The sequence below is a fragment of the Mesorhizobium sp. WSM4906 genome (genome assembly GCF_029674625.1).
In the GTDB taxonomy this organism is placed as follows: domain Bacteria; phylum Pseudomonadota; class Alphaproteobacteria; order Rhizobiales; family Rhizobiaceae; genus Mesorhizobium.
This window is the reverse complement of record NZ_CP121355.1, coordinates 6072346-6095947: the sequence shown is the minus strand read 5'-3', so window position 1 is coordinate 6095947 and position 23602 is coordinate 6072346. Positions and strand designations below refer to the sequence as shown.

Annotated in this window: 25 protein-coding genes and 2 pseudogenes; 21 read left to right on the top strand and 6 right to left on the bottom strand. The window is 65.0% G+C overall.

What is annotated here, in order from left to right:
• Positions 1-122 precede the first annotated feature (122 nt).
• Positions 123-437, top strand: coding sequence for an EthD family reductase (locus QAZ22_RS29595; RefSeq protein ID WP_278204448.1), 315 nt, complete (start codon positions 123-125; stop codon positions 435-437).
• A gap of 61 nt (positions 438-498) precedes the next feature.
• Here QAZ22_RS29595 and QAZ22_RS29590 read toward each other — a convergent pair whose 3' ends face one another.
• Positions 499-1038 (bottom strand): Lrp/AsnC family transcriptional regulator, encoded by a 540-nt coding sequence (locus QAZ22_RS29590; protein WP_278204447.1) that lies wholly within the window; start codon positions 1036-1038, stop codon positions 499-501.
• 48 nt (positions 1039-1086) lie between these two features.
• Between QAZ22_RS29590 and QAZ22_RS29585 the strand changes: the two genes are divergently transcribed.
• Together QAZ22_RS29585 and QAZ22_RS29580 are read left to right on the top strand one after the other, a co-directional pair.
• Positions 1087-2274 carry an MFS transporter gene (locus tag QAZ22_RS29585; RefSeq protein ID WP_278204446.1) on the top strand — a complete coding sequence of 396 codons (1188 nt, stop codon included), beginning with the start codon at positions 1087-1089 and terminating at the stop codon, positions 2272-2274.
• A 58-nt stretch (positions 2275-2332) separates the two neighbouring features.
• The gene (locus tag QAZ22_RS29580; protein WP_278204445.1) at positions 2333-2758 is read left to right on the top strand and encodes a GNAT family N-acetyltransferase; all 426 of its coding nucleotides are present in this window, start codon (positions 2333-2335) and stop codon (positions 2756-2758) included.
• Here the strand turns inward: QAZ22_RS29580 and QAZ22_RS29575 are convergent, their stop codons facing one another.
• Positions 2759-3874, bottom strand: coding sequence for an anhydro-N-acetylmuramic acid kinase (locus tag QAZ22_RS29575; RefSeq protein ID WP_278204444.1), 1116 nt, complete (start codon positions 3872-3874; stop codon positions 2759-2761).
• 212 nt (positions 3875-4086) lie between these two features.
• Between QAZ22_RS29575 and QAZ22_RS29570 the strand changes: the two genes are divergently transcribed.
• The 8 genes from QAZ22_RS29570 to QAZ22_RS29535 all read left to right on the top strand — a co-directional run bounded on the left by QAZ22_RS29570 (position 4087) and on the right by QAZ22_RS29535 (position 12085).
• Positions 4087-4776, top strand: a complete 690-nt coding sequence (locus QAZ22_RS29570) for an SDR family NAD(P)-dependent oxidoreductase (RefSeq protein ID WP_278204443.1) — start codon at positions 4087-4089, stop codon at positions 4774-4776.
• A gap of 193 nt (positions 4777-4969) precedes the next feature.
• The gene (locus QAZ22_RS29565; RefSeq protein ID WP_278204442.1) at positions 4970-5812 is read left to right on the top strand and encodes a transporter substrate-binding domain-containing protein; all 843 of its coding nucleotides are present in this window, start codon (positions 4970-4972) and stop codon (positions 5810-5812) included.
• A 2-nt stretch (positions 5813-5814) separates the two neighbouring features.
• Positions 5815-7179: a cation:dicarboxylase symporter family transporter gene (locus QAZ22_RS29560; RefSeq protein ID WP_278204441.1), complete on the top strand. Its 1365-nt coding sequence runs from the start codon at positions 5815-5817 to the stop codon at positions 7177-7179.
• A complete protein-coding gene (locus QAZ22_RS29555; RefSeq protein WP_278204440.1) occupies positions 7176-7973 on the top strand; it encodes an amino acid racemase in 798 nt (265 codons plus the stop codon). Before QAZ22_RS29560 ends, QAZ22_RS29555 begins: the two co-directional genes overlap by 4 nt.
• A gap of 210 nt (positions 7974-8183) precedes the next feature.
• The gene (locus QAZ22_RS29550; RefSeq protein WP_278204439.1) at positions 8184-9035 is read left to right on the top strand and encodes a MetQ/NlpA family lipoprotein; all 852 of its coding nucleotides are present in this window, start codon (positions 8184-8186) and stop codon (positions 9033-9035) included.
• An 83-nt stretch (positions 9036-9118) separates the two neighbouring features.
• Positions 9119-10204, top strand: coding sequence for a methionine ABC transporter ATP-binding protein (locus QAZ22_RS29545; RefSeq protein WP_278204438.1), 1086 nt, complete (start codon positions 9119-9121; stop codon positions 10202-10204).
• Positions 10185-10841, top strand: a complete 657-nt coding sequence (locus tag QAZ22_RS29540) for a methionine ABC transporter permease (protein WP_278204437.1) — start codon at positions 10185-10187, stop codon at positions 10839-10841. Before QAZ22_RS29545 ends, QAZ22_RS29540 begins: the two co-directional genes overlap by 20 nt.
• A gap of 224 nt (positions 10842-11065) precedes the next feature.
• Positions 11066-12085 (top strand): isopenicillin N synthase family oxygenase, encoded by a 1020-nt coding sequence (locus tag QAZ22_RS29535; protein WP_278204436.1) that lies wholly within the window; start codon positions 11066-11068, stop codon positions 12083-12085.
• Positions 12086-12346: 261 nt separating this feature from the next.
• On the opposite strand, the pseudogene QAZ22_RS29530 reads toward QAZ22_RS29535, so the two are convergent.
• A pseudogene (locus QAZ22_RS29530) lies at positions 12347-12856 on the bottom strand (fumarylacetoacetate hydrolase family protein); the annotation flags it as partial.
• Positions 12811-13218, bottom strand: a complete 408-nt coding sequence (locus tag QAZ22_RS29525) for a 5-carboxymethyl-2-hydroxymuconate Delta-isomerase (protein WP_278204435.1) — start codon at positions 13216-13218, stop codon at positions 12811-12813. The pseudogene QAZ22_RS29530 and the gene QAZ22_RS29525, both read right to left, overlap by 46 nt.
• A 239-nt stretch (positions 13219-13457) precedes the next feature.
• Between QAZ22_RS29525 and hpaR the strand changes: the two genes are divergently transcribed.
• Positions 13458-13862 carry a homoprotocatechuate degradation operon regulator HpaR gene (gene hpaR / locus QAZ22_RS29520; protein ID WP_278207982.1) on the top strand — a complete coding sequence of 135 codons (405 nt, stop codon included), beginning with the start codon at positions 13458-13460 and terminating at the stop codon, positions 13860-13862.
• Between the two features lie 323 nt (positions 13863-14185).
• Here hpaR and QAZ22_RS29515 read toward each other — a convergent pair whose 3' ends face one another.
• Complete coding sequence (locus QAZ22_RS29515) at positions 14186-15088, bottom strand: LysR family transcriptional regulator (protein WP_278204434.1); 903 nt, start codon at positions 15086-15088, stop codon at positions 14186-14188.
• Between the two features lie 101 nt (positions 15089-15189).
• Between QAZ22_RS29515 and QAZ22_RS29510 the strand changes: the two genes are divergently transcribed.
• The 5 genes from QAZ22_RS29510 (at position 15190) to QAZ22_RS29490 (ending at position 18773) form a co-directional block, all read left to right on the top strand.
• On the top strand, positions 15190-16176 hold the full coding sequence (locus tag QAZ22_RS29510) for a zinc-dependent alcohol dehydrogenase family protein (protein WP_278204433.1): 987 nt from the start codon (positions 15190-15192) through the stop codon (positions 16174-16176).
• 49 nt (positions 16177-16225) lie between these two features.
• Positions 16226-16747: a hypothetical protein gene (locus QAZ22_RS29505; protein WP_278204432.1), complete on the top strand. Its 522-nt coding sequence runs from the start codon at positions 16226-16228 to the stop codon at positions 16745-16747.
• A gap of 238 nt (positions 16748-16985) precedes the next feature.
• Positions 16986-17639 carry a glutathione S-transferase family protein gene (locus QAZ22_RS29500; protein WP_278204431.1) on the top strand — a complete coding sequence of 218 codons (654 nt, stop codon included), beginning with the start codon at positions 16986-16988 and terminating at the stop codon, positions 17637-17639.
• 188 nt (positions 17640-17827) lie between these two features.
• A complete protein-coding gene (locus tag QAZ22_RS29495) occupies positions 17828-18178 on the top strand; it encodes a hypothetical protein (RefSeq protein WP_278204430.1) in 351 nt (116 codons plus the stop codon).
• A gap of 208 nt (positions 18179-18386) precedes the next feature.
• Positions 18387-18773, top strand: coding sequence for a VOC family protein (locus QAZ22_RS29490; protein WP_278204429.1), 387 nt, complete (start codon positions 18387-18389; stop codon positions 18771-18773).
• Positions 18774-18831: 58 nt separating this feature from the next.
• Here QAZ22_RS29490 and QAZ22_RS29485 read toward each other — a convergent pair whose 3' ends face one another.
• The gene (locus QAZ22_RS29485; RefSeq protein WP_278204428.1) at positions 18832-19197 is read right to left on the bottom strand and encodes an IclR family transcriptional regulator C-terminal domain-containing protein; all 366 of its coding nucleotides are present in this window, start codon (positions 19195-19197) and stop codon (positions 18832-18834) included.
• A gap of 59 nt (positions 19198-19256) precedes the next feature.
• Between QAZ22_RS29485 and QAZ22_RS29480 the strand changes: the two are divergent.
• From QAZ22_RS29480 to QAZ22_RS29465, 4 genes and pseudogenes are all read left to right on the top strand, one after another.
• Positions 19257-19550, top strand: a pseudogene (locus QAZ22_RS29480) (ABC transporter ATP-binding protein); the annotation flags it as partial.
• Positions 19551-19676: 126 nt separating this feature from the next.
• Positions 19677-21068 (top strand): SWIM zinc finger family protein, encoded by a 1392-nt coding sequence (locus tag QAZ22_RS29475; RefSeq protein WP_278204427.1) that lies wholly within the window; start codon positions 19677-19679, stop codon positions 21066-21068.
• Between the two features lie 230 nt (positions 21069-21298).
• Positions 21299-22501, top strand: a complete 1203-nt coding sequence (locus QAZ22_RS29470) for a DUF5691 domain-containing protein (protein ID WP_278207981.1) — start codon at positions 21299-21301, stop codon at positions 22499-22501.
• A gap of 19 nt (positions 22502-22520) precedes the next feature.
• Positions 22521-23600: an AAA family ATPase gene (locus tag QAZ22_RS29465; RefSeq protein WP_278204426.1), complete on the top strand. Its 1080-nt coding sequence runs from the start codon at positions 22521-22523 to the stop codon at positions 23598-23600.
• The last annotated feature ends 2 nt before the right edge of the window (positions 23601-23602 follow it).

The window sequence follows — 23602 nt, the reverse complement described above, 5'->3', positions numbered from 1 at the left end:
CGGCTGTGGTTGCGACGCCCGGCAAAGCGCACGACTTCAGGCTTCCAAAAAATCCTCTGTGGCGCGTTCCGTTTCCGCCCTTCGAGTCGTCCTTGCTGTGTCCGAAACAAAGGAGCACCGCAATGGCCCTTATGGTCGTTATCTACCCAACACCGAAGGACGTTCAGGCGTTTGATCGACACTACTTCGAAATCCACGTGCCTCTCGCCAAAAAGCTTCCCGGTCTCAGGAGATACGAGGTCAGCGACGGCCCCGTCGTGACGCCCGTGGGAGCCTCTGGCATTCATCGGATCGGGACGCTGTATTTCGACGATCTTGCAGCGCTCGAAAGGGCGTTCGCAAGCCCGGAGGGCAAAGCTGCCGGCGTGGATCGCCGAATTTACGCGCCTGACGACTCGGGCGTTCAAATGTTCCTTTTCGACAATAAGGAAGTTTGAACCTGTCCTGTTCGTCTCAGCAGGTGAGCGGTGAAATGACGGCCGATAGTCTCGATGCAGCCTAGTACACCGGTGCCGCCATGTGCCTGGGCGTCGGCCACTCGGCCGTGATGTCCGGCTGCACCGGCCGTTCGAGGTAGGTCGACAGCACCACGTAGCTGCGCGTCGAGACCACGCCTGGCGTCTCGTAGATCCGCGACAGCAGGCCTTCCAGCGCCCGCGTGTCCTCGGTGCGTACCTTGAGAAGCATGCAGGTGTCGCCGGCGACGGAATGGATCTCCTCCACTTCCGGACACTCGGAAATCGCCATCAGCTCCGGTGTCTTGCCCCAGCCTCTGGTGTCGATATGCACGAAGGCGAGCAACGGCTTCTTCACCGCCTTCGGATCGATGATCGCCGAGGTGGCGCGGATCGCGCCGCTGCGCCTGAGCCGCTTTACGCGCTCATGCGCGGCCGGCGGCGACAGGCCGACGCGATCGCCGAGCTCGGCATAACTGATGGTCGCGTCCTCGACGAGAACGCCTAATATTTTTCGGTCGATCGGGTCGACTTCGCGGGGAGACTGCCTGTTCCGCTGAACGTCATCTGTTTCTGCGTCCATATGGAAATTCTCCATTGATGCTGAATTGAATTCGGCCATTATGGAGATATGTCGAACAGTGATCAATCAGTAATTCTGAGCGCCGCGCCCCGCGCGCCGATCCCGGCAGCGGCTTATCTGCTCACCGGCTGCATCGCCGTCATCGGCTCCAACTCGTTGGTGCTTGGACCGATCGCGCCCGCTGTCGCGGCATCGTTCGGGGCCACCGTGCCGGCGGTGATGACGGCGGCTGCCGCCTTCGGCCTCGGCACTTCGGCCAGCGCGCTCTTCCTCGCCCGCTACATCGACAGGATCGGCGCGCGCCGCATGTTGCAGGGCGCCTTGCTTTTGTTGGCGTTGGCGCTGGTGGCCAGCGCGCTGGCGCCGGCGGTGACGGCGCTGGTCGCGGCCCAGCTTGTCGCCGGCATCGCCGCCGGTGTCGCCATGCCGGCGATCTATGCCAGCTCCGCGGCGATCGCCCCGCCCGGCCGCGAGAGCGGCACCATCGGCGTCGTGCTGACCGGCTGGACGCTGTCCATGGTCGCCGGCGTGTCGCTGTCGGCCGTGCTTGCCGATCTCATCCATTGGCGCGCTGTCTTCGCCGCCGTCGCGCTTCTTGCCGGAACCGCCGTCGCCGGTCTGGCGATGAGCTCGCTGCGCGACATCAGGAAAACCGGTCCGGCGCCGTCGCCGCTGGGGGCGCTCGCCGTGCTCGGCATCCTGCCGCTGCTGATCGCCTGCGGCGCCTTCATGACCGCCTTCTACGGCGTCTACGGCTATCTCGGCGATCATCTGCACAGGGATCTCGGCGAACCCGTCAGCGCCAACGGCCTCGCGGCAATCGCCTACGGCCTCGGCTTCGGCGCGGCTGCATTGCTCGATGGCGTCATCGACCGCCTCGGCGCGCGCCGCGTCATGCCCTTCGCCTACCTGCTGGTCGCCGCCGTCTATGTCGCGATGGCCTTGGCAAGCGGCGGCTTCGGTCTTCTGATGGCGACGATTGCCGTCTGGGGGCTTGCCAACCATTTCGGGCTGAACGTTCTGGTGATGCGGCTGACCGCGCTCGACCCCGCGCGGCGCGGCACCATCATGGGCTTGAACAGCGCGGTCACCTATCTCGCCGTCACCGTGGGCACCGCCGGCTTCGGCCCGCTCTACACGGACCTCGGCTTCGCCAATTGCGCGTTGATCGCCGCCTTGCTGATGTTGGTCGCCGCTTCGGCCGCGGCATGGCGGTCGGCTGGCGCCGCGCAATAGGCTTGCGTCGCCGCTCGGTCGTTCGCTAAGGCTGGCTCCGCACCGCACCGGAGCTACGATGAAGACGAGCCTTGAAGTCACCGCCGAGCCCCCGCCGCGCGACCTTGCCTTCGTCGGCGAGAGCCTGACCGCTTTCAACGATAGCGATGTTGGCGCCTCTGGCCGCAAGACACTTGCCGTTTTCGTTCGCGACGATGCCGGCACGGTCGTCGCCGGCATATCGGGCTACACCGCCTGGGGTTGGCTCTACGTGCAATGGCTCTGGGTCGACGAAAAGCTGCGCGGCCGGCGCATCGCCGCCAGCATGCTGGACGCCGCCGAACGGGAAGCCGTTGCACGCGGCTGCCACGGCGCCTGGATCGACACCTTCAATCCGACCGCGGCCAAGGTCTATGAGCGACAAGGCTATCGTCCCTTCGGCGCGATCCCTGATTTTCCGGTTGGCCGCAGCCGCATCTTTCTGCAGAAGAAAATTTCCGCTTGATCAGCCCGCAAGCCGCCCGCCGCGCATCGGCTTCGGCACCCCGGTGGTGCTCGGAAAGCTGATCGGCAGGCCGCGCAGCACGCGCACCGCAAGGAAGGCAAAGCATTCCGCCTCTACCGCATCGCCCTTCCAGCCGAGCGCCTCGGCTTGCACCACTGCGACGCCGGCGCGGCGGCCGAGCATCGCCATCATCGTCGGGTTGCGGCGGCCGCCGCCGCTGACCGCGAGCCGCTTCGGCCGGCGCGGCAGGAGATCGAGCGCCTTGCCGACCGCCGAGACGGTGAAAGCCGTCAGCGTCGCCGCGCCGTCCTCCGCGCCAAGCCCGTCGGCCATCGCCGCGGTGAAGTCGAAGCGGTCGAGCGATTTCGGGTAAGGCTTGGTGAGATAGGGATGCCGAAGCAGCCGCTCGAGCCTTGCCTCGTCGACGGTTCCTGCGGCCGCCAGTCTGCCGTCGCGGTCCATCTCGCCGAGACCTTTCGACTTGATGAAATCGTTGACCGGCGCATTGGCCGGACCGGTGTCGAAGGCGACGATTGCGTCCTTGCCGTCCCACCAGGTGATGTTGCCGACGCCGCCGAGATTGAGCACGGCGGTGTCGCCGCTGGCGTCGGCCTCCTTGAGCAGCGCCGCATGGTAGGCGGCGGCCAAAGGCGCGCCTTGCCCGCCTGCCGCTACGTCGGCCGAGCGGAAATCATAGGCGACCTTGATGCCGAGAAGTGAGGCCATCAATTCGCCGTCGCCGAGCTGGCGGGTCCTGCCGATCCGCCCCGGCTGCGGCGCGCGGTGCAGCACCGTCTGGCCATGGAAGCCGACGACGCCGATGTCGGCCATGATCATCCCTTGGCTTTCGACGAGATCCCTGACCGCGGCCGACTGCGCACGCGTCAGCGCTTCCTCGGCCTCGCTGAAGATCGCCGGCTCCGGTCCTTCGAAATTCCAGGCGCGCGCCTGGCGCAGCGTCTCTTCCAGCAGCGTGCGGATCGATTGCGGGTAGGGCGCAAGCGTATAGGTGCCGAAGTCGGCGATGCGCTCGCCATCGGTCTTGATCAGCGCCACGTCGATGTTGCCGTCAAGCACCGTGCCGGTCATCAGGCCGACGGCCCAGATTGGTTCCATGGTCGCTCCTCGAATCGCCGTTGAACCACGTGTCGGACGGATCGGTCCGGCAGGCAAGTCCTTCGCCGTGGTCGGCGAAGCCTCGCATCCCTTCACGGCTTTTTACGCTGAACGGTGAAAATGGAGCAACGCCGTTCTTGCCACTTGCCGCGGAAGGCGCGAGCCTGTGCGACCATCGGTATCGGCCGAACGTCATCGCAAGGAGGAACGACATGGCAGCCAATGTCGCAGTGATCGCAGGCGCTGGAGCTGGCCTCAGCGCCTCCCTGGCGCGCCTCCTCGGCAAGGAAGGCTACCGCGTCATCCTCGCCGCCCGCAATGTCGACAAGCTGGCCGCACTGGTCGAGGAGACCAGCGCACAGGCGGTGGAGACGGATGTGTCGGATGCCACCTCCGTCGCGCGGCTGTTCGACGCCGCGGACAAGGCCGGCCCGCTCGAAATTGCCGTCTTCAACGCCAGCGGCCGCACGCGCGGCCCGATCGCCGAGCTCGATCCCGAGGCGGTCAAGCAGGCCCTGCTTGTCGGCGCCTATGGCGGCTTCCTGGTCGGCCAGCAGGCGGCGCGCCGGCTTCTTGCACGCGGCTCCGGCTCGATCCTGTTCACCGGCGCCACGGCAAGCCTCAAGGGCTTCCCCGGCTCGGCCGGTTTCGCCATGCCGAAATTCGGCCTGCGCGGGCTGGCGCAATCGATGGCGCGTGAGCTCGGGCCGAAGAACATCCACGTCGCGCATTTCATCATCGACGGCCAGATCGAACCGCCCGGACAGGCGCCCGAGCCCGATCGTCCTGATCGTCGCCTCTCGCCCGACGCGATCGCCGAGACATACCTCGCGGTCCATCGCCAGCATCGAAGCGCCTGGAGCTTCGAGGTCGAGCTCAGGCCATGGGTTGAGACGTTCTGACAATCCGCGCCGATTGCTGACAGTTACACGGCCCTTGCGGTATCCATGTCATATTAGCCGTGGTGCATGTTTCGTTGCTCTGGCCACTAGTAATATTTAAAGCTTTAAAAGATACCTTTGTTTAACCTCGGCGTGCATACTGCGAGTTGGTCGGATTTGTTACTTGAATCCCTAAACGAATAGAGAAATGCGCATGTCGCTTACACGTCGCACGCTGCTTACAGCCGGAGGCGGCGGTTTGCTGATAGCGCGAGCGCGGGCGGCGCCAAACAGCCCGGCGCAGCAGGCGGAGAGCGCCCCGCAGCCAATCACGGGCGACAATAAACTGCGCATCGCCATGCCGGCCTTTGCTTCCGATCCGTTCTTCCCGGCCGATGGGGCGGGAGACAAGGGCATAGACATGGAACTGGCCCGCGGCATAGCCGCGGAGCTTGGCGTCGAGCCGGTGTTCGACCGATCCGCCGTAACGTTCGACGGCATGGTGAAACAGCTGATGTCGGGTCAGGCGGACATAGCGGTCGGCAAACTTAGCCGCACTCTTCAGCGCGGCCGTTCGATCCTCTATTCGCGACCCTATGCCATGCTGCATCAGGGGCTGCTCGCCAATCGCCTCAACCTGGCGCGCATTACGCAGGGCAAGCCGCCGGAACAGATCATCCGCGATTTCTCCGGCGATCTCGGGGTGATCGAGGGTTCGTCATTCGCCACCTATGCGGCCACGACCTTCCCGCATGCGCAGATCCGTCGCTTCGCCGGCTGGAATACGGTTGTCGATGCGATCCGGAGCGGAACGATCGACATGGCCTATCGCGATGATTTCGAGATCAAGAAGCTGATGGTCGACGATCCGTCGATGACGGTCGTGGCGCGTTCGATCACGCTGACGGACAAGGTCGACACCATTGCAGTCGGCGTCCGGCCGGACAATCCGCATCTCGCGGCCTTCGTCGACCTTTATCTCGATCTCGCCCGGGGCCAGCAGGTCCTCAACACCGACGAGATCATCGCGCGCTATCGCTTGGGGAGCAAAGCCTGACGATGACCGTCGCCGACGTAGCTGAACCCTTGCCTTTCGATTGGCGCCTGGCGGCAAGGCGCATATTGCGCTCGCCTGTGACGACGCTGGCGATGATCGCGGCGGGCATCCTGTGCGGTCTCTACTATCCAGGGTTCTCCCACGCGATCAACCCTGTCGCGCAGGTCTATCTGAATTTCCTCAAGATGGTCGTCCTGCCCTACCTGGTGTCGTCGGTCATCTTCTCCATCACGGCGATGGTCCAGGATCCGAAATCGGTCCGCTACCTGGGCAAGGTGGGCATGGCCGTGCTGGTCGTCTCGTTCCTGGCCGTGCTGGTCAGCGGCACATATTCGCTGGTCCTGCAGCCGGGCCAGATCGAGAACCCGCAGTCGCGCATCGAGCTCGGCGAGTTCATCAATTCCCAGGGCAGCGTATCCACCGATCTCGAATTCCCGTTCCAGCCGCCGCCATCCAATGCGGGCGCAAACGGCGAGCATTCGATCCTGCTCGACCTGGTGCCCAACAACGTCTTCAACGCGCTGGCCTCGGGCCAGACCATCCAGGTCCTGCTGTTCTGCCTGCTCTTCGGGCTCGCAATGGGCAAGATCCCTCAGCCCTCGTCCATGAGCCTGTCCCAGGCGCTCAACGCGGTCTACCGGGCCTGCACGGTGCTGACCAACTGGTTCGTCTGGGGGCTGCCCTTCGCAACCTTCATCCTGATCGCCGACCAGACCGCCTCGACCGGAACCAGGCCGCTCACGCTGATGGGCGGCTACCTGCTGGTGATGGGCCTGTCCTGCCTCACATTTCTCGCCGTTGCATTTGCAGTCATCGCCATCCGATCGCGACGCAGCTACTGGACGACCATCAAGACCCTTCAGCCCCTTCTCATGGTGGCGATCACCACGCGCTCCACGGTCGCCTCGCTTCCGTGGGTCATCAACCTGTTGAGCGAGCGGCTGAGGTTCAGCCTGGTGGTCGTCGAGCTGCTCGTGCCGCTGCAGGCGGCCTTGCTGCGGACCGGCCCTGCGCTTCTCTACACCTCCGGCACCTTGTTCATCGCCCAGCTCTATGGCCATCCGCTTGGCGTGCCCGACCTCCTGCTCGTCGGCATCGTTTCGGCGCTTCTCGCGCTCACGACCGGCGGCATGGGCAGCCTGCTCATCCTGTCGCAGATGTCCATCGTGTGCGGCTACCTGAAGCTTCCCTTCGAAGCGGCCTTCGCCCTGTTCGTCGCGGTGGATGCTGCCGTGGATACGTTCATGACGCTGTCCAGCGTCAGCACCGTCGCGGCGAGCACGGCCATGATCGCGCCCAGTCACAGGGAGGCGCCGCAGCCTGCCGAACTCGTCCAGGAAGTGCCCGAAGCCGAGCCCGCCCGATGATCGACGACAGCATCCGTCCTGAGCTCGGCATCATAGGCGGTCTCGGGCCGCTTGCGTCGGCCGACTTCTACTTCAAGCTGACCCGGATGACCGAGGCGCTCCGCGACAACGAGCATGTGCCCGCCGTCATCCTCAGCGTGCCGCAACTGCCCGACAGGACCGAAGCGATCCTCGGCAACCATGACGGGCCGCTGGCGCCGCTGCAAGCCGCGGTCTCGACGCTCAATGCGCTGGGCGTCGCGTGCATCGCGATGCCGTGCAACACCGCCCATCATTGGTACGATCAACTGGCGGCGAACTCGCGCGCGGAGATCATCCACATCGGCGACGCCGTGGTGACGGAGATCCGTCGCAGCCTGGACCACGGACGGGTTGCAAACCTCGCAACCCGAGGCACGCTCGTCTCCGGCTTCTACCAAAACAGGATATCGGCGGCGGGGTTCGACCTCTGCCTTCCCGCGAGCAAGGAGTTTCAGGAACGCGTCGACAACGCGATCGCCCTCGTCAAGGCCGGCTCGATCGTGGATGCGGCGATTGAGACCGAGCGCGCGCTTCATCTCGCGCGATTGGCCGGCGCCGATGCCGCCCTGCTCGGTTGCACCGAACTGTCGGTGGTGGCCGCCAGCCTCAACGACACGAATGGTCTGATCGTCATCGACAGCAATGCGGCCTTGGCGCGAGCCTGCCTGACACGATTGGGCTTTGGCGCGCAGGAAGCGCGAGGCCTGCCGACCGTGTCGCAGCTGCCGGGGCATGACCGATTGCCCTGGCCCGTCGCACAGCGGGCTTCATAAACGCCCGCCGTTTCGATCTTGCGCCGCGTCGAATATCTGCCGGCGGCGGCCAGCGTTCTCCAAGTCATAAAATCTTTGAGAGAATATTTTCCGCCTCCCGTTTGATAGGAAAAGCGCTTCTTTGCCCAGCCGGGCAGCATTGGTGATGCTGATATCGAGGCTTCGCATTCCGCCAGGCCGAAATGATTTCAGGATCGCAAGGAACGCATCATGTCCGAACGCGGCAACGCTTCAAATTCTCTCGTTAAGTCAATCACCAGACGCGCCGGACTTGCCGCACTTTTGGCCGCGACATTTGCCGTCATAGGCCTCGTCCAGCCGTCGCCGTCCCTCGCCGAGGACAAGCCGGCGATCAAGGTCGGCATCATCAGCGGCGAGGACGAGGATGTCTGGCGCGTCGTCACCGCCGAGGCGGCCAAGAAGGGACTGACGATCGAAACCGTCGTCTTTAACGACTACACCCAGCCCAACGAAGCGCTTGAGCGCGGCGAGATCGACGCCAACGCCTTCCAGCACAAGCCTTACCTCGACAACCAGATCAAGACTCAAGGGTATCACATCGTCCCGGTCGGCTATACCGGCGTCTGGCCGATCGGCCTCTATTCGAAGAAGCACGCCAAGGTCGCCGACCTGCCCGAAGGCGCCGTCATCGGCCTGCCGAACGATCCCTCCAACGAAGGCCGCGCGCTGCATGTCCTTGAGCATGAGGGACTGATCAAGCTGAAGGACGGCACCGGCATCCTGGCCACGACCGCCGACATTGCCGAGAACCCGAAGAAGCTCGAGATCAAGGAGCTCGACGCCGGCATCGTCGGCCGCTCGGTCGACGATCTCGACGCCGCCGTGGTCAACACCGACTGGGCGCTGAAGAGCGGCCTTGGCCCGGCGCAACGCATCGCGCAGGAGCCGGTGGCGGACAATCCCTACCGCAACTTCATCGCGGTCAAGGCCGGCAGCGAGAACGAACCCTGGGTTAAGACGCTGGTCGCTTCCTATCAGAACGAAACCGTCAAGGCCGAGTTCGACAAGGTCTACAAGGGCACCGGGATCAGCGCCTATTGATCGGGGCCTGGCTGGCAGGAACGGGCGGTTCGCCGGCGAGCGGGCCGCCGTCGCGTTTGCGCAGCGCTGAAACGGACATAGCAATGAACCAGCATGTCAAGGCCGAGACAGCCGAACCGGTCCACATCCGGCCCACGGGGACGGAAGATGTCGTCCGTCTCGTCGGCCTGAAGCGCAGCTTCGGCGCGACGGCGGCGCTCGACGGCGTCTCGCTCACGGTTCGCAAGGGCGAGATCCTCGGCATCATCGGCCGCAGCGGCGCCGGCAAGTCGACGCTGATCCGCTGCCTCAACGGCCTGGAGCGGCCGGATTCCGGCGAGGTCTTCATCGAGGGCCGCGAGATCAGCCGTCTGAACGAACGCGACTTGCAGCCGCTGCGCCGCCGCATCGGCATGGTCTTCCAGCACTTCAACCTTCTGTCGGCGAAAACCGTCGAGGAAAACGTGGCGCTGCCGCTCAAGATCGAAGGGCGGCCGCGTGCCGAGCGCATGGCACGCGCCGCCGAATTGCTGCAACTGGTAGGTCTGTCGGAGAAGGCGAAAGCCTATCCGGCCTCGCTCTCGGGCGGACAGAAGCAGCGTGTCGGCATCGCCAGGGCGCTCGCCGCGCGACCGGCTCTGCTCTTATCCGACGAAGCGACCTCGGCGCTCGATCCGGAGACGACGCGCTCGATCCTGGCGCTGCTCAAGGACATCAATTCCAGGCTCGGCCTCACCATTTTGCTCATCACCCATGAGATGGAGGTGATCCGTTCGATCGCCGACCGCGTGGCGGTGATCGACGCCGGCCGCATCGTCGAGGAGGGCGCCGTCTGGCAAGTCTTCGCCGATCCGAAATCCGAGATCACGCGCAGCCTGCTCGGCGCGATCCGGCCGCAACTGCCGCCCGAGATCGCCGGCCGGCTGGCCGCGGGCGAGGGCGCGGAGACGATCCTCAAGGTCGATGTGGCCGGCGATGCGGCGCGCGGTCCGCTGCTGTCCGATCTGAGCGCCAGTGTGCCCGGCTCGATCCGTCTCGTGCATGGCGGCATCGACCATGTCCAGCAGCAACCAGTCGGCACGCTGTTCCTCGCCGTCCCCGACAGCGGGGGTCTCGCGCAGACAATCGCATTCCTGAAAGACCGCGGCGCGCGGGTGGAGGTGCTTGGCCATGTCGCCAGTCCTGTTTGAACTCCTGCTTCGCTCGATCTGGGAGACCGTGCTGATGACCGGCGCTTCCGGTCTCATCTCGCTCGTCTTCGGCCTGCCGCTTGGGCTGGCGCTGGTCGCCACCGATCGCGGCGGCATCGCCGAAAACCTCTGGGTGAACCGCGTCCTCGGCGCTTTGATCAACGGCTTCCGCTCCGTGCCCTTCATCATCCTGCTGGTGGCACTGATCCCGGTGACGCGGCTGATCGTCGGCACCTCGATCGGTACCTGGGCGGCGATCGTTCCGCTGTCGATCGCCGCAACGCCCTACTATGCCCGCATCGCCGAAGTGTCGCTGCGCGAGGTCGACCACGGCCTGATCGAGGCGGCGCGCGCCATGGGCGGCAATCGCTGGACGATCATCCGCGAGGTGCTGGTGCCGGAGGCGCTGCCGGGCATCGTCGCCGGCTTCACGGTGACGCTGGTGACGCTTGTCGGCGCCTCGGCCATGGCCGGCGCCATCGGTGCCGGCGGTCTCGGCGACCTTGCCATCCGCTATGGCTACCAGCGTTTCGAGACCAGCGTCATGATCGCCGTGGTCGTCGTTCTGATCGTGCTGGTCTGCGGCATCCAGTGGATCGGCGACCGGCTGGTGGCGCGGCTCGATCATCGCGCATGAGCGCTTGGGCCGGCGGCGGTCGCATCGAACGCAATTTGCCGCAAAAGCCCGGATTTGAGCGGCGGCTTGCTCCGTTTGCAATGAGATTGGTCGGCGCGTTTCTTCACCTCCAATGACGCGCATGTCATCGTGCGGCGGGGTCGCCAGAGCAATTCCAGGAAAGTGCAGCGGTTTTTCCGTCCGGATTGCGAAAAACAAAGAGTTGCCGCAGGAGGAGCCTGTCCATGGCCAGAATAATTCCGGTGCTCGATCTCGACCGCGTTGAACAGGGCGCGTCGGAACTGCGGACTTTCTTGTTTGACCTGCGAACGGCGGCCCGCGATGTCGGCTTCTTCTACCTCAGCGGCCACGGCATAGCACAGTCCGATATCGACGCGGTGCTCAATGCCGCGCGCCACTTCTTTGCCTTGCCTGAAGCCGACAAGCTCGCGATCGAAATGGTGAAGTCGCCTCAGTTCCGCGGCTATACGCGCGCCGGCGGCGAACTGACCAAGGGCAAGGCCGACTGGCGCGAGCAGCTAGACATAGGCGTCGAGCGCGCGACCATTTCACAAGGGCCGGGGGTACCGGCCTGGACGCGCCTGCAAGGTCCGAACCAGTGGCCTGCCGCGCTGCCCGAGCTGAAGCCGGCGCTGCTCGCCTGGCAGGTCAAGGCGACAGAGGTTGCGATCCGCCTGCTCAAGGCCTTCGCGCTGTCGCTCGACCAGCCGGAAGACGCTTTCGATCCGATCTATCGCGGCGAGCCCAACCACCGCATGAAGATCGTTCGCTATCCCGGCCGCGACGCCACCGGCGACGACCAGGGCGTCGGCGCGCATAAGGACGGCGGCTTGCTCACCCTTCTGTTGCAGGACGAGAACAAGGGGCTTCAGGTCGAGTATGACGGCAGCTGGGTCAATGTGGACCCGATCCCGCGAACGCTCGTGGTCAATATCGGCGAGCTGCTCGAGCTCGCCTCGAACGGCTATCTGAGGGCAACCGTGCACCGCGTCGTCACGCCGCCGGCCGGCGTCGAGCGGATATCGGTGCCGTTCTTCTTCAGCGCCCGTCTCGACGCGACGATCCCGCTGCTCGACCTGCCGGAGGAACTGGCGGCCGAAGCGCGGGGTCCGGCCAGCGATCCCGACAATCCGCTGTTCCGCAACGTCGGCACTAATGTGCTGAAGAGCCGGCTGAGGTCGCATCCCGACGTGGCGCGGCGGCACTATGCCGATCTGCTGGAAAAGGCCACGGCCGCCGGCTGAGCTTTGCCTGCGCCCGAGCGATATTTTTTCGCGTTTCGGCTTTTTTTTGGAATTTCGTTCGTCGCAAACCGGCCGGCCAAAGCCCAGATAACAGGTGTCGTCCGGTGTTTTCCTCCCATTGCGCCGGGCGATGTTCCCCTCTGAAGGTTATGACCTTCATTTTTGGCCGGGCCGCTTTCGCGCCCGGCCTTTTTCTTTGGCGCAAGCCATCGCACTGCGGCCATCGCCCGCAATTGCGCAAAAGACAGAAGACTGGCGAGGTCAGGCGAAGGCGATGCGGATTATGCCAAAGGGTCCGAAATCCGAGACGATCTGGTCGCCATGCCGACATTCGACCGGCCGGATGAAGGAGCCCGAGAGCACCACCTGGCCGGCCTCGATCTGCATCCCGTATCGGTGAAGCCGGTTGGCGAGCCATACGATGCCTTTGGCGGGATGGTCGAGCACGCCGGCGCCGAGCCCGGTCTCCTCGACCTCGCCGTTGCGCGACACGATGGCGCCTATCCAGCGCAGGTCCGCCTCGCGCGGGCCGGCGGAGCGGCCGCCGACGACGATGCCGGCATTGGCGGCATTGTCCGAGATCGTGTCGAAGAAGGTTCTGATCTTGCCGGTCTCCTTGTTCATCCGCTCGATGCGGGTGTCGAGGATTTCCAGTGCCGGGGTGATGTGACTGGTAGCGTCGAGCACATCGTCGATCGAAATGTCGGGACCGGCGAGCGGCGCCTTCATGACGAAGGCGATCTCGGCCTCGATGCGCGGCTGGATGAAGCGGCCGGATGGATAGCGTTCTTCTTCCAGCTGAGCTCGGCGTCGATCTCGCGGATCTCCAGCGACAACGCGAAATGCGGCGTGGCGAACAGCGATGCGAGATGGTCCGTAACCGCCGCGAAGATCGCCTCGCCGGCGCGTTTCTTCTCCTCGGCGCTGCGGCTCTTGCCGATGCGGAAGTTCATATCGATGAAGCCGTTCTCGGGCAGCCGGTCGGCGATAGCGTAGGCCTCGGCGCGGAAGGCGCGCACGCGCACCGCGCCCGGCTCGAACAGGCCGGTTTCGAGGATGATCCACGATACCAGCGCGCAGAGATCGCCCATGTCGACCTTCAAGTCGAGGTTTGCGGAATATTCGATCGCCATGGGGCAAGGGGTCCTCCGCCGGCAGGCCGATTCTTGTAGTTAACATGTGAATTATATCTTGACGGCCGAATGTCAAGCGTCGTTCTCTAAGCCAATGCAGCTTCCGGGCGTGGGATTGCCGCTCCCGGCAAAATCGCGGATATAACTCGATAGGCGTCGAGTTTTGTCTCGAGTCGCGAGCGGAACCTGGAATTGGAGACCTGACCTTGCTACCGCCCAGCACTCGCCGTTCGCTGCCGATGGCTCTGCTTCGCGCTCGCGAAGTCATCATGGCGCATTTCCGGCCGATGCTTGCCCGCCACGACATCACCGAGCAGCAATGGCGCGTGTTGCGTGTGCTTGCCGAAACCGGTCCGCTGGAGGCAACCGAGCTTGCCAACCGCGCCTCGATCCTGCCGCCCAGCCTCACCCGCATCATCAAGGCGATGGAGGAGCGCGAGTTCATCACCCGCAACAAGGTCAAGGACGACGGCCGCCGTGCGCTGCTCGCGATCAGTCCGGCCGGCCTGGCGCTGATCGAGGAGCTGGCGCCCGAGCGCGTCGCCATCTACGACGCCATCGAAAGGCGCTACGGCGCCGAGCAGCACGAGCGCCTGCTCGACATGCTGGAAAGCCTGATCCAGTCGGAGACGGTGGAGAGCTGAGCGCTTTTCCTTCTCCCCTTGTGGGAGAAGGTGGCCGAGCGAAGCTCGGTCGGATGAGGGGTGCTCCAGCTTGGCGATACGTTCGAAATCGTCGCCGCCTCATTCCTTCCAATACCCCTCATCCGTCTCGGCGCTGCGCGCCGATCCACCTTCTCCTACAGGGGGAGAAGGGAAGGCGCATTCCTCACCCGCCAAAACTCCCCATCGACAAATACACGGACCTGAAGACGGCGTGGATCAATCTCGGAAACCATTCAGGGGTTGCCCACAATGAAATCGGCGCAGCGGCTTGGTGCGATGCAACGCCTAAAGTCGGCGTAAAACTAGCTCATCATTCTCGGCAGACCCGCCGCCAGCGCATCGACGGCCAGCCGCACTTTCAGCGGCAGATGCGGCGTTTGCAGCCAGAGCGCGTGGCAGTCGTAGAGATAGTCCGCCTGGTCCGGCAGCAGCCGGACGAGCTCGCCGGCTTCGATGCGCTTACGCACCAGCCAGTAGGGCAGCCAGGCGAGACCCATGCCCTCGGTCGCCGCGTCGGCGATCGCGTCGAGGTCGTCGAGCCGCAGCCGGCCGGCCGGGGCGACCTCGGCGGCCGAGCCATCGTCGCGCGGGAACAGCCAGGGCTGCAGCACATGGCCGAGCCGCCGATAGATGAGCGCCTGATGGCCGGCGATGTCTTCGAGCCGAAGCGGCTGGCCGAACCTCTCAATGTGGGTGGGCGAGGCGCAGACGATCATGCGCTGGCGGGCGACGCGTCGCGCGATGATGCCGGCCCTGTCGTCCAGCGCTCCGGTGCGGATCGCCAGATCGAAACCGTCCTCGACGAGGTCGGCGAAGCGGTCGCTGAGCGACAGGTCGAGCTCCAGCGTCGGATAGCGCTGCGCGAGTTCGAGCAGGATCGGGGTCACGCAGTGCCGGCCGAAATGCGCCGGCATCGTCACGCGCAGTTTGCCGCGAGGTTCCGACAACTGGTCGGCCGCCAGAGCATCGGCGGCTTGCGCCTCAGCCAGCACGATGCGGCAGCGCTCGTAATAGGCGCGGCCGAAATCGGTCAGGCTCTGCCGGCGCGTCGTACGGTTGATGAGGCGCACGCCCAGGCGCTCCTCGAGCAAGCGGACATGCTTGCCGACCATCGGCCCCGACAGGTCGAGCGCCGCCGCGGCGGCCGCGAACGAGCCGAGGTCGACCGCCTTGACGAACACTTCCATGCTTTCGAGGCGATCCATATTCAAAACCAATCGTTTCGACTGTTCTGCTTAGCGCGCGATTTATCCGCTTCGGATGCCTCTGCATAGTCCATTCCGTCGATTGGATTTGGAGTGCACTGATGGCAAGGGTTGTTCGCTTTCACCGTCACGGCGGCCCCGACGTGCTGCGCATCGAGGATGTCGAGGTGCCGCCGCCCGGTCCGGGTGAGCTGCGGATCCGCGTCAAGGCGCTGGGCTTGAACCGTGCCGAGGCCCTGATGCGCAAGGGTGCCTATATCGAGGCGCCGGCGCTGCCGTCAGGCCTCGGCCTCGAAGCGGCCGGCCTCGTCGAGGCGATCGGCGACGGCGTCGATGGTCTTGCGCCGGGCGACGCGGTCAGCATCATCCCGCCGCGCTCGATGGCGCGCTGGCCGGCCTATGGCGAGCTCGTCGCCTTTCCGGCGGATCTCACCGTCAAGCATCCGCCGTCGCTCGGCTTCGAAGCCGCTGCCGCGACATGGATGCAATATCTCACCGCCTATGGCGCGCTGGTCGATATCGGCCGTCTCGGTCGTGGCGAGCCTGTCGTCATCACCGCGGCATCGAGCAGTGTCGGGCTCGCTGCAATCCAGATCGCCAAAATGATCGGCGCCGTGCCGATTGCCGTGACGCGGACGTCGGCCAAGAAGAGCGCTCTGCTCGATGCGGGTGCCGCTCACGCCGTGGCCTTGCAGGAAGAGGACCTGGAGGCGCGCTTGAAGGAGATCGCGCGCGAGGGCGTGCGCGTCGTCCTCGACGCGGTCGGCGGTCCGATCTTCACGCCGCTGACGGCGGCGATGTCGCACGGCGGCATGCTCATCGAATATGGCGGCTTGAGCCCGGAGCCAACGCCGTTCCCGCTGTTCGAGGTGCTGGCCAAGACGCTGACGCTGCGCGGCTACTTGGTGCACGAAATCACCGGCGATCCGGCCCGGTTGGAGGCGGCCAAGCGCTTCATTCTCGACGGCCTCGCGGCTGGCGCGCTGAAGCCGGTCATCGCGAGGACCTTCCCGTTCGACGAAATCGTCGAGGCGCATCGTTTCCTCGAATCCGGCGAGCAGTTCGGCAAGATCGTGGTGACCGTTTGAAGCCTGCGAAAGATTTGAGCTAAGCTTCGCCGCGCTGGAGGCACCTTTCATGGCCGAACGTCCGGGTCGAGGAGAAAGCAACGGAGCCGTCGCAAACGGTCTTGCCGACGACGATCCTCGTCTTGCATTCATCTACGAGGAGGCGGTGAGAGGTCTCACTCATCAGCAGAGCGTCGTGGAGAACATGAATACCCGCGCCGGCAGCCTTATCTTCGCCACCGCATTCGCGAACTCGCTGCTCGGCGGCGCGGCCCTCTCCAATGGGCTTGGGCTTTGGGACTGGATCGCGGTGGCCCTGCTGTTCGGCATCGGCGGGCTGATCGTCTTCATGCTTTGGCCCTACCACCAATACGCGTTCCGCTTCGACCCGGAAGAGCTGCTCGAACAATATGTCGATGGCGACAGGCCGGCAACGATGTCGGCCATGCGCCGCGCGCTTGCCTTGCGCATCAAGGCGGACATGGCCAGCAACTGGCGTATCATCCAGCGGCTGCGGGTGGCGTTGCAGATAGCGCTGTTCTTCCTGTTGCTCGACATCCTGGCCTGGCTCTTGGCGATTGCCGGCGTTTGATCCGGAGCCGGCGTCGATAGCCTCATCGGCCCATGGTTCCCGCTGCTGTTCCGGGTTGAGCTCGGATCATGAGTGCGAAAGGTTTCGGGTCGCCGACGGCACCCGCGCGCCAAAGGCTCGGACGGGAAAGTCCCATGACAAAGAAAACGAGGCAAGTTGTCGGGAGCAGCAGCGGTCGTTCGTCCTTTGGGTGCTCGCAATCATTCCCGCTCGCCAGTCATGCACCCGGAGCCCGCCAATGATCCCCATCATCACCGCCTTTGAACGCTCGCCCGACGGCGGCAGGGGGCAGGCACGCGACATGCGTGTCCGCTGGGCGCTCGAGGAAGTCGGCCAGCCTTATAACGTTCGTCTCCTCTCGTTCGGCGCCATGAAGCAACCCGCGCATCTTGCGGTCAATCCGTTCGGCCAGATTCCGACCTATGAGGAAGGCGATCTCTGCCTGTTCGAGTCTGGATCGATCGTGTTCCATATCGCGGAGCGCCATGCCGGCCTGCTGCCTGAGGACGCGAACGCCCGAGCGCGCGCCATCACCTGGATGTTCGCCGCGCTCAGCACGCTGGAGCCGCCGATCCTGGAACTCGTAACCGCCGTGATCATCGAGCGCGACGCGCCGTGGCACGCCGAGCGCCTGCCCCTCGTCGAGGATCGCATACGCAAGCGGCTGGCCGAACTCTCCCGCTGCCTCGGCGATGCCGATTGGCTCAACGGCGCCTTCAGCGCCGGCGACCTGGTCATGGTCGGGGTGCTGCGCAGATTGAACAGGTCGGGGCTGCTGGACGAATTCCCGAACCTCGCCGCCTATGTCGCCCGCGGCGAAGCGAGGCCGGCCTTCAAGCGAGCGTTCGAGGCGCAATTGGCGGTTGCTACGGCCGCGTCGGGTGGGCGATGAGGCTGCTATCTCGATGCGGTGGCGGCGTCGGCAATACGCCGATCTCGGCTGTTCCGCCGGCCCTCCGTCCTCCGGAAGCGGATGTCCCGATCTGATGCAGATAGGCGGCGGGCACCTGATCGGAGTGACTTCGGCCGGTAGCGGCTCTAAGCTCGAATGCCTTTCCGTCATCATATAGAGCGCGCCGCATGCCCCGCTTTCTCGCCGTCTACACCATGAAACCCGAAGACCTCGCCCGCTTTCGCAGCCTGCCCAAGCCCGAGCAGGACGCGATCGACGCCATCGGGTTGAAGCGGTGGGCGGATTGGGAGGAGAGGAACGCCGCATCGTTTCCCGATCGTGGCGGCATGGTCGGCAAGACGACGCGCGTGACCAAGGACGGCATCGCCGGCGCCGTGAACCCCTTCTGCGGCTACATCGTCGTTGAGGCCGAAACCATCGAGGCCGCCGCCCGCCTCTTCGAGAACCATCCGCATTTCTCCGTCTTTCCAGGAGACGGCGTGGACATCATGCCCTTCCTCACCGATCCCGCGCCCTGACCTTCGCCTGGGTCGCAACGGCAGAAATTCATTCACGCTCGTTGACGAAGGAAGCGCTCAGGGCAGGGCGACAAGGACCTGGCAAGCGGCCGGGACTCCGTACGTTCTACGGCCGCTCGATGAAGTGTCCGCACCTAGTTGCGCCACAGGCATACCCGATGCGACTCTGCTGCGTCGCCGTTAACGAACCCTGCGCGAGGCCAATTTGATGCTCCTGGCTGTCCATCATGTCGCAATCATCTGCAGTGACTATGAAAGGTCCAAGCTGTTCTACATGAACAAGCTCGGCTTCGTCGTTCTCGCTGAAAACTGGCGCCCCGAGAGGCAGTCTTGGAAGTGCGATTTGCGTCATGGCGCCATCCAGATCGAGTTGTTCAGTTTCCCAGATCCGCCAAGCCGGCCCAGCAGGCCCGAGGCCTGTGGATTAAGACATATTGCATTCGCGGTCGCCTCGGTCGAGGCAACTGCCGAGCTGCTTCGTTCGCAAGACGTTGAGGTGGAACCCATCCGAACAGATCCCTACACGGGACGGTTGTTTACCTTCATCGCCGATCCCGATGGACTCCCGATCGAATTTTACCAGGAGGTAGTTTGACGGCGACGTCTGGCTTCGGCAGCACCTAACCATCATTGCCGCAACGGCGGAGACGAACTTATGCCTCGCCGGTCAGCCGTGCCGAGATCAGCCGCGCCGCCCTGACCGCCGCCTCGCCCTGGCTGGCCGCGACCGCGTCGTCGACGCGCGAGACTGGGGAGGCGATCGACAGCGTCCCGATCGGCTGGCCGTCGGCGCCGAGGATCGCGGCGCCTATGCTGTGCACGCCTTCCTCATAGCTCTGCGAACTGCGCGAATAGCCGCTTGCGGCTGCAAACGCGATGGCTTTGGCCAGCGTCTCCGGCCCTGTCATCGTATGCGCGGTGAAGGCCTGCAAAGGCTTTTCGAGATAAGCGCTGACCACTTCCAGCCGCGAGGCGGCAAGGAAGGCGATGCCCGACGCCGTGCTGTGCAGCGGCAGCACCTGGCCGACATCGACATTGACCCGGTTGGCCTTGGCCGACAGTTCGACATGGACGGTCAGCGCGGGCGCTTCTCACCCGCCCGAAGGTGCTGCTGATCGACGAGATGTCGGCCGGCCTGGCGCCGGTCATCGTCACGCGGCTGATGACGGCGGTGCGCAAGCTCGCCGATGATGACCTGGCGGTGCTTCTCGTCGAGCAGTTCGCAGCACTTGCGTTGTCGATCGGCAACCGCGCCTATGTCATGCGCCGCGGCCGCGTCGTCTACGACGGCGACTGCGCCAATCTTCGCCAATCGCCGGACGAACTGCACCGGCTCTATCTCGGCGGAGCCGATACCGCCGTGCCCGCCTGAAGCAGGGCAACGCAACATTAGATAAGGCCTGAATTTTTGCTGCGGCTGGAGCTACACCAGCGCGCCGCAACCGGCTATCAATCGTCGCGACATCATGCTTCGGGGTCATGGGGAAGCAGCTTGCAGTTGGATTTGAAGACAATCGAGGCTTTAGCCCCCGATCAGGCCTCGCTTGGCGCCGCCGCCAAGCTGACCAAGCGGTCGAACTGGCCCCGGCTTGAAGCGCATGAACAGCTGCCGCTGATCTGGGGCGAATGCCAGGGCTCCGGCTCGAATCCCTACCGGGTCGCATTCGATACGTCGGATCACGGCTATAAATGCACCTGTCCGTCGCGCAAGTTTCCGTGCAAGCACATTCTGGCGCTGATGTGGATCGGCGCCACCGCGCCAGACAGTTTCGCCCGAGTCGATCAGACGCCGGAATGGGTCAACGACTGGCTTGGCCGCCGCCGCAAGCCGGGCCAGCCGCCGACGGCGCCAGCACGCGCCGAAGGCAAGAGCATCGACGAGGCCGCGCGGCCTGAGCAGAGCGCCCCGGTCGAAGACGCCGCGGCCGCCGAACGCCGTGAGGCGGCACAGCGCAAGCGGGCTGAGGACACGCGAACCGCGGTTTCGGCGGCGCTCGATGAGCTCGACCAGTGGATTGCCGACCAGCTGCGGCTTGGCCTTGCCGGATTTGTCGACGCCAGCAGCGAGCGCTGCCGCCGCATCGCGGCAAGGCTTGTCGACCTGAAGGCGACTGCTTTGGCCGGTCGTGTCGACGAACTGCCGGCGCGGCTGATGGCCCTGCGCAGCGAAGAGCGGCCGGACGCTGCGATCCGCGAGCTCGGCAAGCTGGTGCTCATCGCCAAGGCCTGGCGCGCCGCGCCCGAGGACGCCGAGCTGAAGCGTCTGGTTTCGACATCGGAGACACGCGAGCAGATCCTCGCCGATCCGAACGCCGTCCAGGTCGAGAGCGACTGGGAGGTGCTCGGCGAGAAGATCGAGACTCGTCGCGACGGTCTGGTCAGCCACGCGACCTGGCTGCTCGATCTGAAAAGCCCGACGCCTCGGTTTGCGGTCCTGCTCGACTTCTTTCCGGCGTCGGCCGGGCGGCGCTCCGGTGCCTTCGCGCCGGGGGATCGCTTCAAGGCGAGGCTGGTGTTCTATCCGTCCCGCAATCCGCTGCGGGCGCTGATCGCGGAACGGCTGGGCGATGCGGCGCCGGGCGCGTGGCCAACTTTCGCTGAAGACGCTACCGGCGATCCGCTGGCCGCTTACGCCGCGTTCCAGGATGGCGCGCCCTGGCTCTCGGATTGCCCCATCATCCTGCCGGCCGGTGCGATCGCGCTGGACGAGAAGGACGGCGTCTGGTGGCAGCCGGCCAGCGATCCGCATGGCATCGCCCTGCCTGTCGCGGGTTCCGTCAGCCAGACTTTGCTCGGCTTCGACCTCGCGGCGACGGCAGCGCTCTGGAACGGCGCCAGGCTCGAGCTCCTGGCATCGCAGAGCAGCATCGGGAGGCTCGACCTGTCATGAACGAGCTGGAGCAGGCAGGGCTGGCAAGATTGCGCGACGGCTGGATTTCGGGCGGCGCCGGTTTCGAGCTTGCACCGGCCGAGTGGAAGGAGCTTGCCGCTGCCGCCAACCCCGACGAGCAGGAGCGGCGGCTGTTGGCGATCGCCGCCCAGGCGCTGGATGTCGCGCTTCGGCCGGCGGCGCCGAAAACCTTGAAACGGCGCCCGCCGCTGCCGGTGCTTGCCTTGCCGATGCTTCCCGAACGGCTGCGGCCGTTGCTGCGTGCCGCATTGAAATATGCGGCCGATGCGAGGCTCAAGACCCGCGTGGCCGCGCTCGTCGCCAGTCGCGGCTTCGTGCTGCATCCGATGGGTTGGATGCCCGCCGCGTCATATCAGGAAAGTCCGGACGTCTATGCCCCCTGGGTCGATTGGCAGGCAGGCGCGGACAGCGAAAAACACTCCCGACGCGAGCATCTCACGGCGGAAACCTGGGACGATTTCTATCCCGCCGCGCGCCGTAGCGCGCTGGTCGATTTACGGCGCACCATGCCTGCCTTGGCGCGCACTCTTATCGAGACCAAGGGAGCAAGCGAGCCGGCGGAGGTCAGGCTGGCGCTCATTGAACTCATGCGCTTCGGCCTGAGTGCCGATGACGTTCCGTTTCTGAAGGGCCTGTCCGCCGACCGCTCGGGCAAGGTGCGCGAAATGGCCGGCCGGCTGCTGGCAAGGTTGGGGGAACATGGCAATCCAATGGATGGCGGGTCGGAAGATCCGACGGCCGAGCTCGCCGCTTTCATCGAGGAAGGCAAATCCGGCTTCATCCGCCGCCGCACCACCTACGCGCCGATAAAACCCAAGTCACAGGCGCAACAAGCACGTCGCGCCGACTTGTTCGCCACCTGTTACTTCGGCGATCTCGTCGCCCGCTTCGGCAGGACAGAGCCTGATTTCATCGGCGCATGGCAGTTCGGCGTCGATGACGGCGCCGATCTCTTTCTGGTTCGAATGGTCTCGCTGTCCGGCAGCGACGCGGCGGTGGCCTCTCTGGCGGATCTGCTTGTCGCCGCTGGCGGCAAGCTGGCGCATCTCGTCCTCCAGCTCATGTCGCGTTTGGACGGCGGCAGGAAGCGTGCCCTGATCAGGCAGATCCTGAATGACGCGCAAAATCTGGCCGCGCTCAACCTAGTCGAAGGCGCGGAAGCAGGCTGGCTGGAATGGGGCGACCTTGCAAACGGCAAGGCGCTTTCGGCGCTGCGCTCCGCCGTCTCGGGCGACAACGACGTCACGAAACGAAACGCCGAGCAACATCTCGAAACCCTAGGCTTTCTTGCCAATCCAGTTACGGCGGAAAAATTGATCGGCGAGGTCGTCGCCGCCGGCCTGCCGCCGGCTTCCCCGTCGCTCGGCCTGCTGCGCCTCAACGCGGCGCTGGCCGGAAACCCAACCAGATGATCAACCCGGAGAAGATCGCATGAACGCAGCCATCCGCCTTCCGGCCGAGCAGGTCTACGCCGCCGAACTGCAGGCGCTCGCGCGCGACGATGATCGGCAAAAGCCTGCCGGCTGGAGCCTGTCGCCAAAGGCCGTCCTCACTTACCTGATGGGCGGCAAGGCGAGCGACGGCATCCTCATCACGCCGAAATATGTCGGCCGCCGCCAACTGATGGAAACTGCGGTCGCGACGCTCGCGACCGACCGGGCGCTGCTTCTGCTCGGCGTGCCGGGAACGGCGAAGTCCTGGGTCTCGGAACATCTCGCCGGTGCCATCATGGGAAACTCGACGCTGATCGTGCAATGCACGGCCGGCACCGACGAGAACCAGATCCGTTATGGCTGGAACTACGCCCAGCTGCTGGCAAGAGGCCCGAGCCAGGAGGCGCTGGTGCCGACGCCGCTCTACCGCGCCATGCAGGATGGCAAGCTCTGCCGCCTCGAAGAGCTGACGCGCATGGGTTCCGACGTGCAGGACACGTTGATCACCGTGCTGTCCGAAAAAATGATGCCGGTGCCAGAACTTAACACCTCGGTTTACGCGCAGCGCGGCTTCAACATCATCGCGACGGCCAACAACCGCGACAAGGGCGTCAACGAACTCTCCTCGGCTCTGAAGCGGCGCTTCAACGTCGTGGTGCTGCCTCTGCCGGAGGATATGGCGGAAGAGGTCTCAATCGTCTCCAGGCGCGTCGGCGAGATGGCCGGCGGGCTGGACTTGCCGGTCCCGAAAAATGTCGGCGAGGAGATCGCGCGCGTGCTTACCATCTTCCGCGAGCTGCGTTCGGGCGCGACCTCGGACGGCAAGGTGACGCTGAAGACGCCGTCTGGCTCGCTGTCCACCGCCGAGGCGATCGCCACGATGATCAGCGGCCTCAGCCAGGCGGCGTGGTTCGACGGCGGCAAGCTCCATGCCGAAGGCCTGGCTCCGAGCCTTGTCGGCGCGATCGTCAAGGATCCGGTCCAGGACAAGGTCGTGCTCGAGGAATATCTTGAGACGGTGCTGAAGAAGCGGCCGGACTATGCCGGCTACTACGCGGCGTTGAACGCGGCCATCTGAGC

Excerpts from the sequence above, each read along its gene's own strand:
- QAZ22_RS29595 (WP_278204448.1), top strand. The coding sequence starts at position 123 with ATGGCCCTTATGGTCGTTATCTACCCAACACCGAAGGACGTTCAGGCG.
- QAZ22_RS29590 (WP_278204447.1), bottom strand. The coding sequence starts at position 1,038 with ATGGACGCAGAAACAGATGACGTTCAGCGGAACAGGCAGTCTCCCCGC.
- QAZ22_RS29585 (WP_278204446.1), top strand. The coding sequence starts at position 1,087 with ATGTCGAACAGTGATCAATCAGTAATTCTGAGCGCCGCGCCCCGCGCG.
- QAZ22_RS29580 (WP_278204445.1), top strand. The coding sequence starts at position 2,333 with ATGAAGACGAGCCTTGAAGTCACCGCCGAGCCCCCGCCGCGCGACCTT.
- QAZ22_RS29575 (WP_278204444.1), bottom strand. The coding sequence starts at position 3,874 with ATGGAACCAATCTGGGCCGTCGGCCTGATGACCGGCACGGTGCTTGAC.
- QAZ22_RS29570 (WP_278204443.1), top strand. The coding sequence starts at position 4,087 with ATGGCAGCCAATGTCGCAGTGATCGCAGGCGCTGGAGCTGGCCTCAGC.
- QAZ22_RS29565 (WP_278204442.1), top strand. The coding sequence starts at position 4,970 with ATGTCGCTTACACGTCGCACGCTGCTTACAGCCGGAGGCGGCGGTTTG.
- QAZ22_RS29560 (WP_278204441.1), top strand. The coding sequence starts at position 5,815 with ATGACCGTCGCCGACGTAGCTGAACCCTTGCCTTTCGATTGGCGCCTG.
- QAZ22_RS29555 (WP_278204440.1), top strand. The coding sequence starts at position 7,176 with ATGATCGACGACAGCATCCGTCCTGAGCTCGGCATCATAGGCGGTCTC.
- QAZ22_RS29550 (WP_278204439.1), top strand. The coding sequence starts at position 8,184 with ATGTCCGAACGCGGCAACGCTTCAAATTCTCTCGTTAAGTCAATCACC.
- QAZ22_RS29545 (WP_278204438.1), top strand. The coding sequence starts at position 9,119 with ATGAACCAGCATGTCAAGGCCGAGACAGCCGAACCGGTCCACATCCGG.
- QAZ22_RS29540 (WP_278204437.1), top strand. The coding sequence starts at position 10,185 with ATGTCGCCAGTCCTGTTTGAACTCCTGCTTCGCTCGATCTGGGAGACC.
- QAZ22_RS29535 (WP_278204436.1), top strand. The coding sequence starts at position 11,066 with ATGGCCAGAATAATTCCGGTGCTCGATCTCGACCGCGTTGAACAGGGC.
- QAZ22_RS29525 (WP_278204435.1), bottom strand. The coding sequence starts at position 13,218 with ATGGCGATCGAATATTCCGCAAACCTCGACTTGAAGGTCGACATGGGC.
- hpaR (WP_278207982.1), top strand. The coding sequence starts at position 13,458 with ATGGCTCTGCTTCGCGCTCGCGAAGTCATCATGGCGCATTTCCGGCCG.
- QAZ22_RS29515 (WP_278204434.1), bottom strand. The coding sequence starts at position 15,088 with ATGGATCGCCTCGAAAGCATGGAAGTGTTCGTCAAGGCGGTCGACCTC.
- QAZ22_RS29510 (WP_278204433.1), top strand. The coding sequence starts at position 15,190 with ATGGCAAGGGTTGTTCGCTTTCACCGTCACGGCGGCCCCGACGTGCTG.
- QAZ22_RS29505 (WP_278204432.1), top strand. The coding sequence starts at position 16,226 with ATGGCCGAACGTCCGGGTCGAGGAGAAAGCAACGGAGCCGTCGCAAAC.
- QAZ22_RS29500 (WP_278204431.1), top strand. The coding sequence starts at position 16,986 with ATGATCCCCATCATCACCGCCTTTGAACGCTCGCCCGACGGCGGCAGG.
- QAZ22_RS29495 (WP_278204430.1), top strand. The coding sequence starts at position 17,828 with ATGCCCCGCTTTCTCGCCGTCTACACCATGAAACCCGAAGACCTCGCC.
- QAZ22_RS29490 (WP_278204429.1), top strand. The coding sequence starts at position 18,387 with ATGCTCCTGGCTGTCCATCATGTCGCAATCATCTGCAGTGACTATGAA.
- QAZ22_RS29470 (WP_278207981.1), top strand. The coding sequence starts at position 21,299 with ATGCTTCCCGAACGGCTGCGGCCGTTGCTGCGTGCCGCATTGAAATAT.
- QAZ22_RS29465 (WP_278204426.1), top strand. The coding sequence starts at position 22,521 with ATGAACGCAGCCATCCGCCTTCCGGCCGAGCAGGTCTACGCCGCCGAA.